A 15,797-nucleotide genomic window follows, 5' to 3' on the forward strand; every position below is an offset into this window, starting at 1 on the left:
GGCCGCGGCCGAACGGGCAAGCCCGTGCGGCCGGTTGATGCCCGGCGATTCGACGATTCGCCGACGGGCACGGGCCGGCACGGGCCCGGGGCGGACAGCCGCTACAGCGAGCCGACGACCTTGCGCGGGGTCACGCGCACGACGACGCGCGGGGCGTCGTCCTTCGAGGCGGGATTGAAGTCCGCGTAGTCCTTGCCCGTGTACCGCCGCGAGAGGGTGTTGATCAGCTCCTGCCCGCCCTCGCCGGTCATGCTGACCGTGCCGCGCACCTCGGCGTAGGTATAGGGCGCCGCAGGCGGGTTGATCATGACCGTGGCCCGCGGGTCGCGCCGCAGGTTCTGCTCCTTGCGGCGGCCGACGGTGGTGGAGATCAGCAGGTCGTTGCCGTCCCGCAGGACCCAGGTGACCGAGAGCTGGGGGCTGCCGTCGGGCTGGATCGTCGCCAAGGTCACGAAGGCGGGCTGTTCGTCGAGGTACTTCTTCAAGTCGTCGGAGAGTTCAGCGGACACGGTCCATCACCCGTTCTCGAAGGGGTCCGTTTGAGGTGTTACGCACCATATCTCCCACGGCAGTTCAGGACCGCGCCCCACGCCCGGGCACCCCGGCGCGTCTGGGACGGTGCGCGCCGTGCGCACTCCCGCACGCCCGCGCACCGCTTGCGGAGCCGCTTGTACGCCGGTTAGTTTCTTCTCGAAATTAACTGGGAACGGCTGGTGGGCGGGGCGGAATGGCACAGCAAGCGGCGCTCTACGGCTGCGCGGTGAGTGAGCGGACACGGTGGCTGGTGCTGGCGCTGACCGACGAGGACGGGGTGACCGGGTACGGCGAGTGCTCGGACGCCGGGCCGGTGGCCGCCGTCGTCGAACGGCTGCGCGCCTGGGCGGCCGGCGCGCCGCCGCCCGGCGGCTTCACCGCACGGACGGTCGGCGGCGGTCTGGCGCAGGCACGCGCGGACCAGGCCGCCCGCCGGGCCGGCCGGCCGCTGTGGTCCTGGTACGGCGGCACGGCCCCGCGCCCGGTGCCGCTCTACGCGAACATCAACCGGGTGCCGGGCGGCCGGACGCCCGCCGAGGTGGCCCGCGCCGCCGAAGCCGCGCTGGCTGCCGGGCACCACACGGTCAAGCTCGCCCCCTTCGACGTCCCCGGCACCGTCCCCGGCACCAGGGAGCTGGGCCGGCTCGGGCTGCGCCGGGTCCAGGCGGTGCGCGCCGCGATCGGGCCGGGGCCGCGCCTGCTGGTCGACTGTCACGAACGGCTGCCGCTCGGGCCGCTCAGCGCCCTGCTGGACGGGCTGGCCGCCGCCGGGGTGGGCTGGCTGGAGGACGGGGTCGGCATCGACCGCCCGGCCGAGCTGCGGCTGCTGCGCGCCCGCACCGCCCTGCCGCTGGCCGGCGGCGAGTTCGCCCACGACCCCGCTCAACTGGCGGCCGTGGACGGCCTGTTGGACGTCCTTCTGCCGGACGTCAAGCACGCCGGCGGTCCGGCGGCAGTGCGCGCGCTGGCCCGCGCCGCCGGCCGGGCCCGCATCTCGCTGCACAACCCGAGCGGACCGGTGGCGGCGCTGCACAGCGCCCACCTCACCGTGGCGCTCGACGGCGACCTGCTGGAGAGTGCGGTCGGCGAGGTGCCGTGGCGGGCCGACCTGGTCGGCGGCGGCGAGCGGATCGCCCGCGGCGAACTCCTGCTGCCTCAGGGCCCAGGGCTCGGCGCCGACTTCGACCCGGCCCACCCGAGCGCCACCCTGCTCTGGTCCGCCACCGTCCACACCCGTGAATCCCACACCCGTGAACCCCGCACCCGTGAACCCCGCACCCTGGAATCGGAGCGCACCCCATGACCACCCGTGAGCCCGCCCCCGCGGGCCGCACCGCCGTGGTGACCGGCGCCGCCGGCGGCATCGGCCGCGCCGTGGTCGCCGCGCTGGCCGAACGCGGCCACGCCGTACTGGCCGTCGACCTCGACCCGCGCGTCCACACCCTGACGGCGGCAGCGCCCGCCCCCGTCGCCGCCCTCGTCGCGGACCTCGCCGACCCCGCGGCCCCGCGCCGGGTGCTCGCGGCGGCCCGCGACCTGCCGGGCCACCCGCGCACCCTGGTCAACTGCGCCTTCGCCGAGGAGCGCGGCCCGCTGCGCGAGGTGACCGACGAGGGCTGGGCCCGCACCTTCGAGGTGAGCCTGCACGCGGCCGTCCGCCTCGCGCGGGCCTTCGCCGACACGCTGATCACCGCGGGCGCCCCCGGTGCGGTGGTCAACATCGCCTCCGTCCACGCGGGCCTGGCCGCGCCGGGGATGGGCCCGTACGCCGCCGCCAAGGCCGGCCTGCTCGCCTTCACCCGCACCGCCGCCGTCGAGTGGGGCGGCCACGGCATCCGGGTCAACGCCGTCTCGCCGGGCTTCATCGCGGTCGAGCGCAACCGCCACCTCTGGCAGGACGAGGAGCAGTTGGCGCGCCGGCTGAGCCAGTACCCGCTCGCCCGGGCCGGTCGGCCCGTGGAGGTGGCCGAGGCGGTGGCCTTCCTGGCCGGGGACGGCGCCTCGTACGTGACCGGCGCGGTCCTGCCGGTGGACGGCGGCATCACCGCCCGGCTGCCGGAGCTGTGACCGCCGTGCACCGATCCCCCGTCACCCACCGCGCCGTGCCGGTGGTCCGCACCCGCGCCGAGGTCGGCGAGTCACCGCTGTGGGACTCCCGGGCCGGCGTGCTCTGGTGGACCGACATCCCGCGCGGACGGCTGCACCGCTTCGCTCCGGCGACCGGCGCCGACCCTGGTGCCGGCATCGACTCCGACATCGACTCCGGCGCCGACTCCGGTACCGACACCGTGCCCCGCCCCGACCTGCCGGGCCCGCTCAGCGCGGTCGCGCTGCACGCCGGCGGCGGGCTGCTGGCCGCCCTCGGCGACCAGGTCCTGCACCTGACCGACGACGGGCGGACCGCCCCGGTGGCCCGGGTGCCGCTGCCCTCACCCGAGCACCGGCTCAACGACGGCCGGGTCGACCCGCTCGGCCGGTTCTGGGTGGGCACCATGTCCACCACCGGCGAGCGGGGCACCAGCGCGCTCCACCGGGTCGACCCCGACGGGCGCAGCACGCTCCAGCTCGCCGGAGTGAGCATCTCCAACGGCCTGGACCACTCGCCGGACGGCCGGCTGGCCTACTACGCCGACACGCCGACCGGCGAGGTCGCCGTGCTCGACTGCGCCGACCCGCACCGCCCGCCGCGCCGGGTGGGCACGCTGGCCCGCTTCACGCACGGTGTGCCGGACGGACTCGCGGTCGACGCCGAGGGCTGCGTCTGGGTCGCGCTCTTCAACGGCTGGGCCGTGCACCGCTACCGGCCCGACGGCACGCTCGACGCCGTGGTGCCGCTGCCGGTGGCCAAGGTGACCAGCTGCGCCTTCGGCGGTCCGGGGCTCGACACGCTCTACATCACCACCGCCAGCCGGCTGCTGGACGCGACCGAGCTCGCCGGGCAGCCGCTGGCCGGGTCGCTCTTCGCCTGCCGGCCCGGCGTGACCGGCCTGCCGGCGCACGCCTTCGCGGGCCGAGGCCTGCCGGGGATGGAGTGTTGCGCCGTGTGAACGGCGTGTCGCCGCGGATGGCGATCCGGCGGGCGGCCTTGTCGTCCTGACGGCGGCTTACTAAATTTCCGAAAGAAATTAAGCCCCCCAGGCGCCAGGAGCACCCATCCCATGAGCACCCCCGTGACCACCTCGCGCGTCTCCGCGCGCACCGTGCGCAGACTCGCCCCGCCCCTGGTGGCCTTCGGCGAGTTCGTCGACGGCTACGACCTGCTGGTGATGAGCTGCGCCCTGGTCTTCCTCACCCCCGCCTTCGCGCTCACCGCCGCGGACAAGGGCGTGCTCGGCGCGGCCAGCTTCGTCGGCGCGGCCGTCGGCGCCCTGGTCTTCGGCGACCTGACGGACCGTTTCGGGCGCCGGGCGATCTTCGTGCTCAACCTGGTGCTCTTCGTGGTCTCCGCGCTGGCCTCCGCCTTCGTCACCAACGTCCCCGAACTGGTCGTCGCCCGCGTGCTGGTGGGCATCGGCGTCGGCATGGACCTCCCCACCAGCTCCGCGTTCCTGGCCGAGGTCGCCCCGCGCAGCCGCCGCGGCCGGATCTCCGGGACCCTGCCCAACGCGATGTGGCTGCTGGGCGCGATCACCTCGGCCGGGGTCGCGATCGGCCTCCAGGGCCACCCCGACGGCTGGCGCTGGCTCTTCGGCCTGGCGGCCGTGCCGGCCCTGCTGGTGCTGGCCGCCCGGCAGTTGCTGCCCGAGTCGCCGCGCTGGCTGCAGGCGCAGGGGCGTGAGGCCGAGGCGCAGGCCCTCTACGCGGATCTCGGCCTCACGCCCCCGGCCCGCACCGCCCCCGCCGAGCCGGCCGGCACGAGGGACAAGGCCGGGACCCCGCGCGGCTACCGCGCCCTGTTCGGCCGCCGCTACCGCACCCGCACCCTCGCCTTCGCGCTCTTCTTCGCCGCCAACGGCCTGGGCGGCGGCGTCAGCACCATCGCGGGCCCGCTCTTCCTGGCGGCGGCCGGCCTGAACAAGAGCCAGACCATGCAGTTCACCCTCTACGGCTTCCTGGTGGGCCTGACCGCCGTCCTGCTCGGCGCCCTGCTGATCGACCGGATCAACCGCCGCTGGTTCGGCGCGGCCACCGCGCTCGGCGCCCTCGCCTCCACCCAACTCCTCGCCTGGGGCGGCAAGGAGAACCACACCCTGGTCTTCACCTGCTGGCTCGCCTTCACCTTCTTCACCTGGATCGGCCCCGGCACGCTGGCCTGGGTCTGGTCCGCGGAGCTCTTCCCGACGGCGCTGCGCGGCGTCGGGGTCGGCTTCAGCCAGGCCGCGGGGCGCCTCGCCATCGCCGTCACCGCCGGCTTCGGCCCCACCGTGATCAGCGCCTGGAGCCTGCACGCGGTGGCCCTGTTCTCCGCCGCCTACCTGGTCTGCGCGCTGGTGCTGCTCGCCTTCCCGTTCTTCGCCACCACCGGTGCCGAGCTGGAGGAGACGGCCGCCGAGACACCGGCCGCCTCGCCGGCCGCGTCCACCCCCAGCACCACGGGTGCCGCCGAGCCGCTGACCGCGCTGCGCTCCTGACCGGCCGTCATCCCGGCCCCCGCTCCCCGCTCCCCGCTCCCCACCGCTCCGGTCCGTGAAGGAGGACCCCTGGTGTCACCCCGCACCCGCCCGGCACGGCTGCGCCCGCTCGCCCTGATCCTCGGCGTGCTCGCCCTCGCGCTGCCCGCCGCCCCCGCCGCCCAGGCCGCATCGGGCCCCAGCACGTACTACGTCGACTGCTCGGCCAGCACCGACGGCAGCGGCGCCCAGGCCGCCCCGTTCAACAGCCTGGCCGACGTCAACGCGCTGACCCTGCAGCCCGGCGACACCGTCCTGCTGAACCGCGGCACCACCTGCCTGGGCACCCTGGCCCCGCAGGGCTCCGGCACCGCCGCGGCCCCCGTCACCGTCGACGCCTACGGCACCGGGGCGCTGCCCGCGATCAACGCCAACGGCGCCGCCCAGGCCGTGCTGCTCTCCGGCGAGTCCTACCTGCAGGTCCGCGACCTGTCGCTGTCCGCCCCCGGCGACAACACCACGGCCCGGCGCGGCGTCTACGTCTACGCCGCCGACGCCGGCACGCTGCCCGGGATCGTGCTGCAGGGGCTGGACGTCCACGACGTGCGCGGCGCCCTGCCGTCGAGCACCAGGAGCGGGGCGGGCACCGGCAAGTACGCCGGCGCCTCCGGCGGCATCGTCGTCGAGGCCCAGGGCAGCACCACCCCGACCGCCTTCGCCGGGCTGCAGATCCTGGACAACCGGATCCACTCGGTGGACCGCCAGGGCATCTACACCTGGTCGAACTGGTGCCGCTCCAGCCGGCTGGCCGCCTTCTGGAACAGCCTGTGCAGCGCGCCGTGGGACCCGATGACCGGCCTGGTGGTGCGCGGCAACCTGCTCTGGGACATCGGCGGCGACGGCATCGCCCCGATGACCGGCCAGCAGACCCTGGTCGAGCACAACACCCTGCAGGGCTTCAACGTGCGCTCCGGCTCACCGAACGCCGGGATGTGGACGGCGAACACGGTCAACGCCGTCTTCCAGTACAACGACACCTCGGGCGGGCAGACCACCGCCGACGGGATGGCCTACGACGTGGACCACTCCACCGACGGCGTGGTCTTCCAGTACAACCTGTCGCACGACAACCAGGGCGGCTTCTTCCTGCTCTGCCCGTACAACACCCCCACCAGCGACTTCACCATCCGCTACAACATCTCCATCGACGACAGGGCCCGCGGTTTCCAGGTCTGCGACGGCGCCCTGACCAACGGCCGGATCTACGGCAACACGCTCTACCTGGCCGACGGCATCAGCCAGCAGATCGTCACCGAGAGCACCAGCGCGACTCTGGACGTGCACTTCACCGACAACGCGGTGGTCCGCCACGGCTCCACCGGCACCGTCGGATGGACCCTCGACGCCCCCGCCTGGATCAACGACCACAACCTCTTCTACGACGTCCCCGTCCCCGCCGGAGCCACCAACTCCACCACCGCGGCCCCGCTGTTCACCGGCCGCGAGCTGGTCGACGCCTACGGCTACCAGTACGGCGCGGGCTCGGCGGCGCCGGGCGCGGGCGTGAGCGTGGCTGGCAACGGCGGCCAGGACTACTTCGGCACCGCGCTGCCCGCCACCGGCCCCGTGCCCGTCGGCGCCTACACCGGCGCCCCGGCCTGTGCCCCGCCGCTCGCCGACACCTTCAACACCGACCCGGCGGGCAGCGCCCCCACCGGCTGGACGGTCACCGGTCCGGGCTCCGGCGCACTCGCCGGCGCCGATCCGGCCGGCGGCTACGGCGCCGCCCTGCTGCTGACCGCGGGCAGCAGCGCCACCAGCGTGGTGCGCTCGTTCACCGCGCCCGGCGGCGACGTGCGGATCGACACCCGGCTGCGCGCCGCCCAGACCACGGCGGCGGTCGGCTTCCACGTGCTGGACGCCGCCGGCAACCCGCTCGCCCAGTTCAGCCTGGCCGCCGACGGCAACGCCGCCTACACCGACGCGGGCAGCTGGACCGACGCCGCCTTCGCCTACCCCGCCGGGGTCTGGCTGCCGGTCTCGCTGGTGCTGCACCCCGCCGCGGGAACCTACGACATCACCGTCGCGGGCCGCTCCCTCGGCACCGCCCGCCTCACCCCGGGCGCCGGACCCGCCGCCCAGCTGCGCTACAACGTCCCGGCCGGCTCGGCCGCGGCCGGCTTCGCCGCCGACGACGCGTTCGTCCAGCCGCTCGCCTGCTGACCGGCGGCCGGTGCACCCGGCCTCCGGCCGTACACGTCCGTGCCCCACCCTTGCCGTGCGGCAAAGGGTGGGGCACGAAGGGGCCGGGGCCCGGCCGGCCCGGGTGCTCAGCCGCTCAGGTCGGGCACCCGCCCAGGTCAGGAAGGTGCTCAGGTCGGGCAGCCGACGTGCGCGAGGGCGCGCTTGAGCAGGGCGCCCTGCCCGTTCGGCATCTCCTGCAGCACCAGCGACGAGGCGGCCTCCTGGGGGCTGAACCAGACCAGGTCGAGCGCGTCCTGCCGCGGCCGGCAGTCACCGGCCACCGGGATCACGTAGGCGAGCGAGACCGCGTGCTGGCGCGGGTCGTGGAACTCGGTGATGCCCAGCGTCGGGAAGTACTCCGCGACGGTGAACGGCTGCAGCGAGGCCGGGATCCGGGGCAGCGCGACCGGGCCGAGGTCCTTCTCCAGGTGGCGCAGCAGCGCGTCGCGGATCCGCTCGTGGTGCAGCACGCGCCCGGAGACCAGGGTGCGGCTGACCGTCCCGTCCGGCCCGATCCGCAGCAGCAGCCCGATCTGGGTGACCTCACCGGTGTCGTCGACGCGCACCGGCACGGCCTCGACGTAGAGGATCGGTATCCGGGCCCGCGTCGTCTCAAGTTCCTCGGGAGCGAGCCAGCCTGGCGTGGTTTCCGTCGTTTCAGACATTCGCTGATCGTACGTTCCCCACCTGCCCCGTTGTCGACGCCCCGCCCGGCGGACCACCCCAGCACGACGCTCCCCCGCCCGGACCGGGCCCTGCGCAGGTCCGGCCGGAATCGAAATCACCGCCTTCGCCCCGGGCACGCCGGAACTCGCCCAGAACCTCCCGGCTTGAACGAACCGTTCGAACACCGGCAGGATCACCGGACATGGACGACACCTGGGAGATCATCAACTCCCTTGCCGCACGCCTCGATTCCCACTCGCCCCTGCCCGCCGGGGAGGAGCGGTGGGTGCTGCAGGCGCTCAAGCTGCAGGAGGAGTGCGGCGAGGTCGCCGAGGCCGTGATCGGCGCGCTCGCGGCCAACCCCCGCAAGGGGCAGAGCCACTCCTGGGACGACGTACGGAAGGAGGCCTGTGACGTGGCGGTGAGCGCGCTGGTGCTACTGAGCCGGATGGGCGGCGACCCGCGGTGGTTCTTCGAGGAGCATGTGCAGGGGCTCCGCCGCCGGGACCTGGAGGCGGGGTGAGCCGCCCCGGCCGGGCGGGCCGTCAGCAGCCGTCGGTGCCCGCGATCAGCGCGCCCGGGTGGTCGGGCACCCAACCGGCGGGCTCGCCCGTGCTCCGCAGCAACTGCTCGCCCCAGCGGTCCAGGTAGCCCGGCACCGCGTCCGGAGCCTCGTCCAGCAGGCAGGTCAGGGTGGCCGTGGTGAGGTCGGCGATGGCGAGGAGCAGCGCGCAGGTGTCGTCGAGCAGGTGGTCGTCGCGGACGAAGCCGTCGTAGCGGCTGGTGAAGCGGTCGCTCGGGCGGCGCTGGGTACGGCCCGACGGGCCGGGGGTGACCACCCGGGCCGCGTCCGCCGCTGCCTCGACGGCCAGCCACACCAGGGCGAGGGCGGCCGGCTCGGGCGGGCGGGCGTCCCCGTCGGCGCGGGCCGTCTGCCGGGCCGCGGCCGAGGCCTCGCCCAGCCTCGCCTTGGCGGCGGCGGTGTTCCCCTGATGGAGGGCGACGACCAGGCCGGCCGACCGGCGGGCCATGGCGTCGAGCACCGCGAGCAGGCACTCGCGCGGCCCGGCCCCGCCGACGCTGGGGCCGGCCAGCCAGCTCTCCAGCAGATCGAGCACCCGGGCCGCCCGTGCGGGTCGCACCGGGCCGGTGGTGCCGGGCAGCGGTTCGCCGGCGGCGATCCGCAGCACACCGACGGCGACCAGCCTGATCTCGGGACCATCCGGCCAGACCGGCGAGCATCGTCCGGGCATGACGACCCCCTCCCTCTTCTCCACCAGCCCCCTGCCACCGCGCGCCCGCGGGACGCGGCGGACACCGGCCGTTCGTCACGTATACGAAGCCTCTGCACAGTACACGCGGGGTGCCGCTCCCGTCACCACCCGCGATCGGAATCGGCCCGCTCGGGCAACCCGCCGCCGGACTGCGTCAGGTGGCCACCTCGCGCAGCCGCTCGGCCGCCGCCTCGGGCGTGACGTCGTTGACGAACGCGTCCATCCCCGACTCCACCCCGGCCAGGTGTTTGAGCTTGTCGGCCGTTCTGCGGGTGGTGAACAGTTCCAGGTGCAGCGCGAGTTCACTCCCCCCGGTGACGGGGGCCTGGTGCCAGCCGGCGATGTAGGGCGTCGGGTCCGCCGGGGCGGGCCGCCCGGGCCCGGTGAACAGCCGGTCGAAGCGGCGCAGCAACTCCAGGTAGAGCGCGGGGAACTCGGCGCGCTCCGGCTCGGTCAGCGCGGTCAGGTCGGGCACCCGGCGGTGCGGGTAGAGGTGGACCTCGTAGGGCCAGCGCGCGGCGAAGGGGACGAAGGCCGTCCAGTGCTCCCCGGCCAGCACCACCCGGACCTTGTCGGCGCACTCGGCGTCCAGCAGGTCCTCGAAGAGGTTGCGGCCGGTGGCGGCGCGGTGCCGGTCGGCCTGCTCGATCATCCGGGCGGTGCGCGGCGCGGTGAAGGGGAAGGCGTAGATCTGGCCGTGCGGGTGGGCGAGGGTGACGCCGATCTCGGCGCCGCGGTTCTCGAAGCAGTACACCTGTTCGACGCCGGGCAGCGCCATCAGCGCGCCGGTGCGGTCGGTCCAGGCGTCCAGCACGAGGCGGGCCCGGTCGGGGGTGAGGTCGGCGAAGCAGGAGCCGTGCGCGGCGGTGAAGCAGACCACCTCGCAGCGGCCCACGCCCGGGTGCTCCGTGCGCAGCCCGTCGGCGGGGCCGGCGAGGAGCCCGTCGTGCGGCCCCGCGGCGGTCATGGCCAGCGAGGGGAAACGGTTCTCGAAGACCGCCACCTGGTAGTCGTCGGCCGGGATCTCGCTGCGCCGCCCGTCGCCCGAGGGGCACAGCGGGCACTCGTCGGCGGGCGGGTGGTAGGTCCGCGACTGGCGGTGGGCCGCGATGGTCACCCAGGCCCCGGTGGCCGGGTCGCGGCGGACGGTGGACAGGTTCGCGACGGGGGCGAGCGGGCGCGGGTCGGTGATGTTCCGCGCGGCGGACGACCCGTCCCGGTCGAAGTAGATCAGCTCGCGGCCGTCCGCCAGGGCGGCGATCGTCTTGGTCACGGCGTTCCTCTCGGCCTTGCGTCGGGGGGCGGACAGAATCGGTTGCGGTGACCACGGCGGGTGCGAGCCCGCGGGTGCGGGCCAGCGAGCGCGAGCCCGCGGGTGCGAGCCGGCGAGTGCGAGCCCGCGGGTGCCGGCCCGCGGGTGCCGGCCGCCGGATCCCTCGGCGGCCGGTTCAGCCGGTCACGGTCAGCCGGTAGGTCGCGTCGGCGGTGGCGTCGACGGTCAGACACGGGTTGCCCGTCGGGGACGCGGCCGGGACGGTGCGCACCGCCGCGCCCGTGTGGTCGGTGACGGTCGGCCGCGGTGTGCCGGGCGCGAGCAGCAGGGTCAGGCGCTGGGCCCGGGTGGTGCGGACGGTGGCCGCGGCGAGGCGCCCGCCTGCCCAGCGGAGGTCGACGGTGCTGCCGCCGCGGGCGCGCAGGCCCTGGACGCGGCCCTGCGGCCAGGCCCGGGGCAGGGCGGGCAGCAGGCGCAGCACGCCGTTGTGGCTCTGCAGCAGCATCTCGGCGACCGCGGCGGTCAGGCCGAGGTTGCCGTCGATCTGGAAGAGGTCGGGCGGGTGCAGGCCGAAGAGGTTGGGGGCGGTGTACTCGGCCGCCAGCCGGCGGACGGCGCGGTGGGCCAGTTCGCCGTCACCGAGGCGGGCGGCCAGCGCGGCGGCCCAGGCCGTGCTCCAGCCGGTGCTCCCGCCGCCGTGGACACTCCCCAGCCGGCGCTCCAGGGCGAGCCGGGCCGACCGGGCAGCGGACGGGTCGGTGAGCGGGTCGATCGCGCTGCCGGGGTAGAGGCCGTAGAGGTGGGAGAAGTGGCGGTGCCCCGGGTCCTCCTCGGGCAGGTCGGCCCACCACTCCAGCAGCCGCCCGTCCGGGCCGGTCGCGGGCGGGCGCAGCCGGGCCCTGGCCGCGTCCAGGCGACCGGCCAGGTCGTGGTCGGTGGCGAGCAGGCGGGCGGCGGCGGCCGTGGTGGCGAGGAGTTCGGCGGTGAGCCAGTGGTCCATGGCGGCCCCGGCCGAGACGGCGGCCAGCCCGCCGCCGGCATGCGTGCCCTCCGGCAGGCGGAAGTGGTGCTCGGGGGAGGTCGAGGGGCAGGTGACCAGGTGGCCTTCCCCGTCCTCGGTGAGGAAGTCCAGCAGGAAGCGGGCGGCGCCGCGCATCAGCGGGTAGGCCCGCTCGGCGAGGAACCGCCGGTCGCCGCCGAACTGGTAGTGCTCCCAGAGGTGGGCGCAGAGCCAGGCGGCGGCCATCGGCCAGTTCGCCCAGGACGGCGAGCCGCAGACCGGGTTGGTCGCGCGCCACAGGTCGGTGTTGTGGTGCACGGTCCAGCCGTCGGCGCCGTAGTAAGTGTCGGCGGTGCGGGCGCCCGGCTCGGCGAGGTCGGCGATCAGGTCGAACAGCGGCTGGTGGCAGGTGGGCAGGCCGGTGGTCTCGGCGGGCCAGTAGGCCATCTGGAGGTTGATGTTGGTGGTCCAGTTGGCGTTCCAGGGCGGGGCGACCTCGGTGTTCCAGATCCCCTGCAGGTTCGCGGGCTGGCCACCGGGCCGCGAGGAGGCGATCAACAGGTAGCGGCCGTAGGCGAACTGAAGCTGCGTCAGACCGACGTCATCGCCGCCCGCCCGGACGGCGGCGAGCCGCTCGTCGGTGGGCAGGTCGTCGGTGGGCAGGTCGTCGGTGGGCAGGTCGTCGGCGGGGTCGCCCAGGGTGAGCGTCATCGCGCGGAACAGCCGCCGGTGGTCGGCGATGTGCGCCTCGCGCAGCCGCTCGTAGGGGTGATCGACGGCCGCGGCCAGCCGCGCCAGGACGTCCTGGTACGGGCCGTCGTCCGGGCCCACGGGGGTCGCGTCGGGCCCGCGGTAGCCGGTGGCGACGGCGACCAGCAGCACCGCCCCGTCCGCACCACTGACCGTCAACTCATCGCCTGAGAAATCGACTTGACCGCCGATGGCCAGGACCCGCAGCCCAGCGGCGAATCCCGTGCCCGCGTCGTCGCGGTAGTGTGCCGGGTCGTCCGCACCGAAGGCCACGTGCGCGGGCGCCCGGCCGGTCACGGCAAGGAGGTCCGGGGTCTCACCGCCGTACCAGCGGGCGCCGGGGTGCGGGGTGGTGAGGCGGGCGGTGAGGCCGAGCGTGCCGGGCCGCGAGGAGGTGATCCTGGTGACGAACAGGCCGGTCCGGGCGCAGACGAAGGACTCCCGCAGCACGTCGGCCCCGTCGACGCGGTAGGAGACGCGGTGGACGGCGGTGTCCAGATCCAGGGCGCGAACGTGATCCTCAACGACCTGTCCTGAGCGGCCGAAGGCCAGCCGCAGCGTGGCCAGCGGCTGGAAGGCCTCCGTGAACGGGCCCTGCATCCGCTCGGCGAGCCGGTCCGCCTTCGCGTAGTCGCGCTCCACCAGGACGGCCGTGCGCAGCGCCGCCAACTGGTCGGCCGCGCCCGCCCGGTCGCGCGGCCCTGGGCCGCCGGACCACAGTGTGTCGGCGTTGAGGTGCACGGTCTCCGCCGCGCCGCCGCCGTACAGCAGCGCGCCGAGCCGCCCGTCGCCCAGCGGCAGCGCCTCCAGGAAGGAGCGGGCCGGGCCGCGGTACCACAGGCGCTGCTGCCGATGAGCCGGGTCGAGGGTCATAGGGGCTTTCCTGTCGGGGAGTTCGGGTCGCCGGGCAGCCGCTCAGACCCCGGGGCACGGCCCGGTGCTGTCCCGCACGATGAGCTCGGGCCGCAGCAGCTGCACCGAGTTGGACGGCGTCCCGGTCTTGGTGATGGCCCGCAGCAGCAGCTCGGTCGCCTGCCGGGCCATCCCCCGCTTGGGGATGGACACGGTGGTCAGCGAGGGCCTGGTCAGCTGCACCTCGGCGTTGTCGTCGTGCCCCACCACCGAGAGGTTGCCCGGGACCGAGCGCCCGGCGTCGCGGGCGGCCTCCAGGGCGCCGAGGGCGAGCACGTCGTGGGTGGCGAAGAGCGCGGTGACGCCCGGGTCGGCGGCGAGGGCGGCGCGCGCGGCGGCGAAACCGCCGGCCGGGGTGGGTTCGGGGGCGAGGTGCACGGCGCTGTCGGGGACGGTGAGGCCGTCGGCCGCGAAGGCGCGCCGGAAGCCGGCGACCCGCACGGTGTGCGCGGGGCTGGCCAGCACGGCGACCCGCTGGTGGCCGAGTTCGCGCAGGTGGCGCCCGGCCAGGTAGCCGGCCCGCTCGTAGTCGATGGTGACGACCGGGAACTGGTCGGGCGCCTCGGTCTCCCAGGCGCAGAGCACCACCGGGAACCGGGCGTCGGCCAGCAGCGGCAGGTGGTCGATCAGGTCCTGGTCGCCGGCGATCAGCAGCGCGTCCACCGAGCGGCTGGTCAGCCCGGCCAGGTAGCGCCGGGCCCGCTCGCCGTCGAGGCGGGTGGTGGCCAGCAGCAGGTGGTAGCCGGCCGCCTCCAGCACGTCCTCGACCTCCTCGACCAGCTCGGCGTAGAAGGAGCCGGCCAGGGTGGGGACGAACAGGCCCACCGTCATGGTGCTGCCGGTGGCCAGCGAGCGGGCCACCAGGTTCGGGGTGTAGCCCAGTTCGTCGATCGCCGCCCGCACCCGGGCCGCGGTCGTCGGGCGCACCGCGACCCGTCCGGTGATCACGTTGGAGACGGTCTGCTTCGTGACCCCCGCGCGCTCGGCCACGTCCTGCATCGTCACCATCGATGATCCCTCGCATTTGACCGGTTAAGCAAAGACGCTCGCAAGGTAGCCCCAGCGGTCGGCCACGTCAAGCAAGCTCCTGCGCCCCGCTCTGGTCTCCCCAGCGGCCACGTGCGCCTCGATCGTCACGTGTTCGGTTGCTGCGCACTTTTTTGCAACCTCCCTCTTGTTTTATCGGTCAAATGCGCACTACGTTTCCGACCCAGTCGGCGACTCCGCGGGACGGGGCCCGCCGGCGGCGGCTCTGCGCGAGTCTCGCGCCTCGGAGAGGACACACTGATGGGCAGAACGACGATGCCGGCCACCCGGGTGGCCGGTGCGGCCGTGGCGACCGCGCTGGTACTGGGGCTGACGGCCTGCGGCAGTGGCTCGGGCGGCGCAGCGGGCGGCGGCAGCGGGGGCGGCTTCACCTACTGGTCGATGTGGCGCTCCGACGAGCCGCAGGCGCAGGTGCTGAAGAGCGCGATCGCCGACTTCACCGCGTCCACCGGCATCAAGGTCACCGTCAACTGGACCGGTCGCGACATCGCCAAGAAGATCGGCCCGGCGATCGCCGCCAACCAGGCGCCCGACCTGTGGGACGAGTCCAACGACGTGGTCTACGGCTCGGTGGCCGCCGCCGGCCAGGCCCTGGACCTCTCCCCCGTGCTGGCCATGCAGATCCCGGGCGAGAGCGTGCCGGTCTCCGAGGTGGTCCCGGCGAAGTTCCTCGACGTGCTGCCCAAGGACCCGGCCGGCCAGAACCGCTACCTGATCCCGTACGACGTCGCCACCACCGGCATGTTCTACAACGCCGCCGACCCGGACATCGCCGCGGCCATGCCGAGCCCGCCCACCGACTGGACCGGGCTGCTCGGCGTCTGCGACGCGCTCAAGGCCAAGGGCAAGTCCTGCGTCGCCACCGAGGGCGAGGACCCGTGGACCAATGAGCTGTACTTCGACTACCTGCTGAACGCCGCCGGCGTCGACTTCGGCAAACTGTCGGCCGACAAGTCCGGCGCGAGCTGGAACGACCCGGCCGTGCTCACGGCGGCGCAGGACGTGGCGCGGCTGGTCAAGGGCGGCTACCTGATCTCCGGCTACGACGCCACCAAGTACCCGGCGCAGGAGACCAACTGGGCGAGCGGCAAGGCCGCCTTCTACATGGACGGCAGCTACGTCACCGGCGAGGTCGCCAAACAGATCCCGCCCACCTGGAAGTTCGGCTCGATGCTGCCGCCCGGCGCCAAGAGCCCGGACGTCTCGCTGTTCGGCTTCTCGATCCCCAAGCGGGCCAAGAACGCCACCGCCGCCGAGAAGTTCATCGCGTTCTTCCTGCAGAAGAAGGAGCTGTCGGGCATGGCGACCACCGCGCTCAACCTCACCCCGCGCGCCGACATCCCGGCCCCCGCGGCCCTCGCCGACGCGCAGCAGCAGCTGAGCGGGCCCAGCGTGCGCCTGGCCTTCGACGGCGTGGCCGGCGACTGGTCGCCCAAGGTCCTCGACCAGAACTACCTGGACCTGTGGCACGGCAGCATCAGCGCCGAGCAGTTCGTGGCCAAGTGCCGCTCCGCCCAGGCCACGTACTGGCAGACGCAGGGCTGAGC

The 15,797-nt window shown here is 74.6% G+C and carries 13 protein-coding genes; 7 read left to right on the plus strand and 6 right to left on the minus strand.

The genetic code is table 11. The features are described from left to right. Positions 1-101 precede the first annotated feature (101 nt). A complete protein-coding gene (locus tag OG500_RS04255; RefSeq protein WP_327064994.1) occupies positions 102-509 on the minus strand; it encodes a PPOX class F420-dependent oxidoreductase in 408 nt (135 codons plus the stop codon). Positions 510-727: 218 nt separating this feature from the next. Here OG500_RS04255 and OG500_RS04260 point away from each other — a divergent pair, with 218 nt between their 5' ends. The 5 genes from OG500_RS04260 (at position 728) to OG500_RS04280 (ending at position 7,307) form a co-directional block, all read left to right on the plus strand. Further along, positions 728-1,837, plus strand: a complete 1,110-nt coding sequence (locus OG500_RS04260; protein ID WP_329576686.1) for an enolase C-terminal domain-like protein — start codon at positions 728-730, stop codon at positions 1,835-1,837. Next, positions 1,834-2,601 (plus strand): SDR family NAD(P)-dependent oxidoreductase, encoded by a 768-nt coding sequence (locus OG500_RS04265; protein ID WP_327064996.1) that lies wholly within the window; start codon positions 1,834-1,836, stop codon positions 2,599-2,601. Before OG500_RS04260 ends, OG500_RS04265 begins: the two co-directional genes overlap by 4 nt. Positions 2,602-2,606: 5 nt before the next feature. Next, positions 2,607-3,581 carry an SMP-30/gluconolactonase/LRE family protein gene (locus OG500_RS04270; RefSeq protein WP_327064997.1) on the plus strand — a complete coding sequence of 325 codons (975 nt, stop codon included), beginning with the start codon at positions 2,607-2,609 and terminating at the stop codon, positions 3,579-3,581. A gap of 111 nt (positions 3,582-3,692) precedes the next feature. Next, on the plus strand, positions 3,693-5,105 hold the full coding sequence (locus tag OG500_RS04275; protein ID WP_329576690.1) for an MFS transporter: 1,413 nt from the start codon (positions 3,693-3,695) through the stop codon (positions 5,103-5,105). 72 nt (positions 5,106-5,177) lie between these two features. Then, on the plus strand, positions 5,178-7,307 hold the full coding sequence (locus tag OG500_RS04280; protein WP_329576693.1) for a right-handed parallel beta-helix repeat-containing protein: 2,130 nt from the start codon (positions 5,178-5,180) through the stop codon (positions 7,305-7,307). A 149-nt stretch (positions 7,308-7,456) separates the two neighbouring features. On the opposite strand, the gene OG500_RS04285 is transcribed toward OG500_RS04280, so the two are convergent. Continuing rightward, positions 7,457-7,993 (minus strand): NUDIX hydrolase family protein, encoded by a 537-nt coding sequence (locus OG500_RS04285; protein WP_327065000.1) that lies wholly within the window; start codon positions 7,991-7,993, stop codon positions 7,457-7,459. A gap of 203 nt (positions 7,994-8,196) precedes the next feature. On the opposite strand from OG500_RS04285, the gene OG500_RS04290 reads away from it, so the two are divergent. After that, entirely contained in the window at positions 8,197-8,517 is a 321-nt protein-coding gene (locus tag OG500_RS04290; RefSeq protein WP_327065001.1) for a MazG-like family protein, read from the plus strand. Between the two features lie 22 nt (positions 8,518-8,539). Here OG500_RS04290 and OG500_RS04295 read toward each other — a convergent pair whose 3' ends face one another. From OG500_RS04295 to OG500_RS04310, 4 genes are all read right to left on the minus strand, one after another. Then, on the minus strand, positions 8,540-9,247 hold the full coding sequence (locus OG500_RS04295; RefSeq protein WP_329576697.1) for a hypothetical protein: 708 nt from the start codon (positions 9,245-9,247) through the stop codon (positions 8,540-8,542). A gap of 175 nt (positions 9,248-9,422) precedes the next feature. Continuing rightward, entirely contained in the window at positions 9,423-10,541 is a 1,119-nt protein-coding gene (gene galT, locus OG500_RS04300) for a galactose-1-phosphate uridylyltransferase (protein WP_329576699.1), read from the minus strand. A 175-nt stretch (positions 10,542-10,716) separates the two neighbouring features. After that, on the minus strand, positions 10,717-13,164 hold the full coding sequence (locus tag OG500_RS04305; protein WP_329576701.1) for a glycoside hydrolase family 95 protein: 2,448 nt from the start codon (positions 13,162-13,164) through the stop codon (positions 10,717-10,719). A 42-nt stretch (positions 13,165-13,206) separates the two neighbouring features. Next, complete coding sequence (locus OG500_RS04310) at positions 13,207-14,211, minus strand: LacI family DNA-binding transcriptional regulator (protein ID WP_329576703.1); 1,005 nt, start codon at positions 14,209-14,211, stop codon at positions 13,207-13,209. 279 nt (positions 14,212-14,490) lie between these two features. Here OG500_RS04310 and OG500_RS04315 point away from each other — a divergent pair, with 279 nt between their 5' ends. After that, positions 14,491-15,795, plus strand: a complete 1,305-nt coding sequence (locus tag OG500_RS04315) for an ABC transporter substrate-binding protein (RefSeq protein WP_329576706.1) — start codon at positions 14,491-14,493, stop codon at positions 15,793-15,795. Positions 15,796-15,797: the final 2 nt, after the last annotated feature.

The organism is Kitasatospora sp. NBC_01250, assembly GCF_036226465.1.
Taxonomy (GTDB): Bacteria; Actinomycetota; Actinomycetes; order Streptomycetales; family Streptomycetaceae; genus Kitasatospora.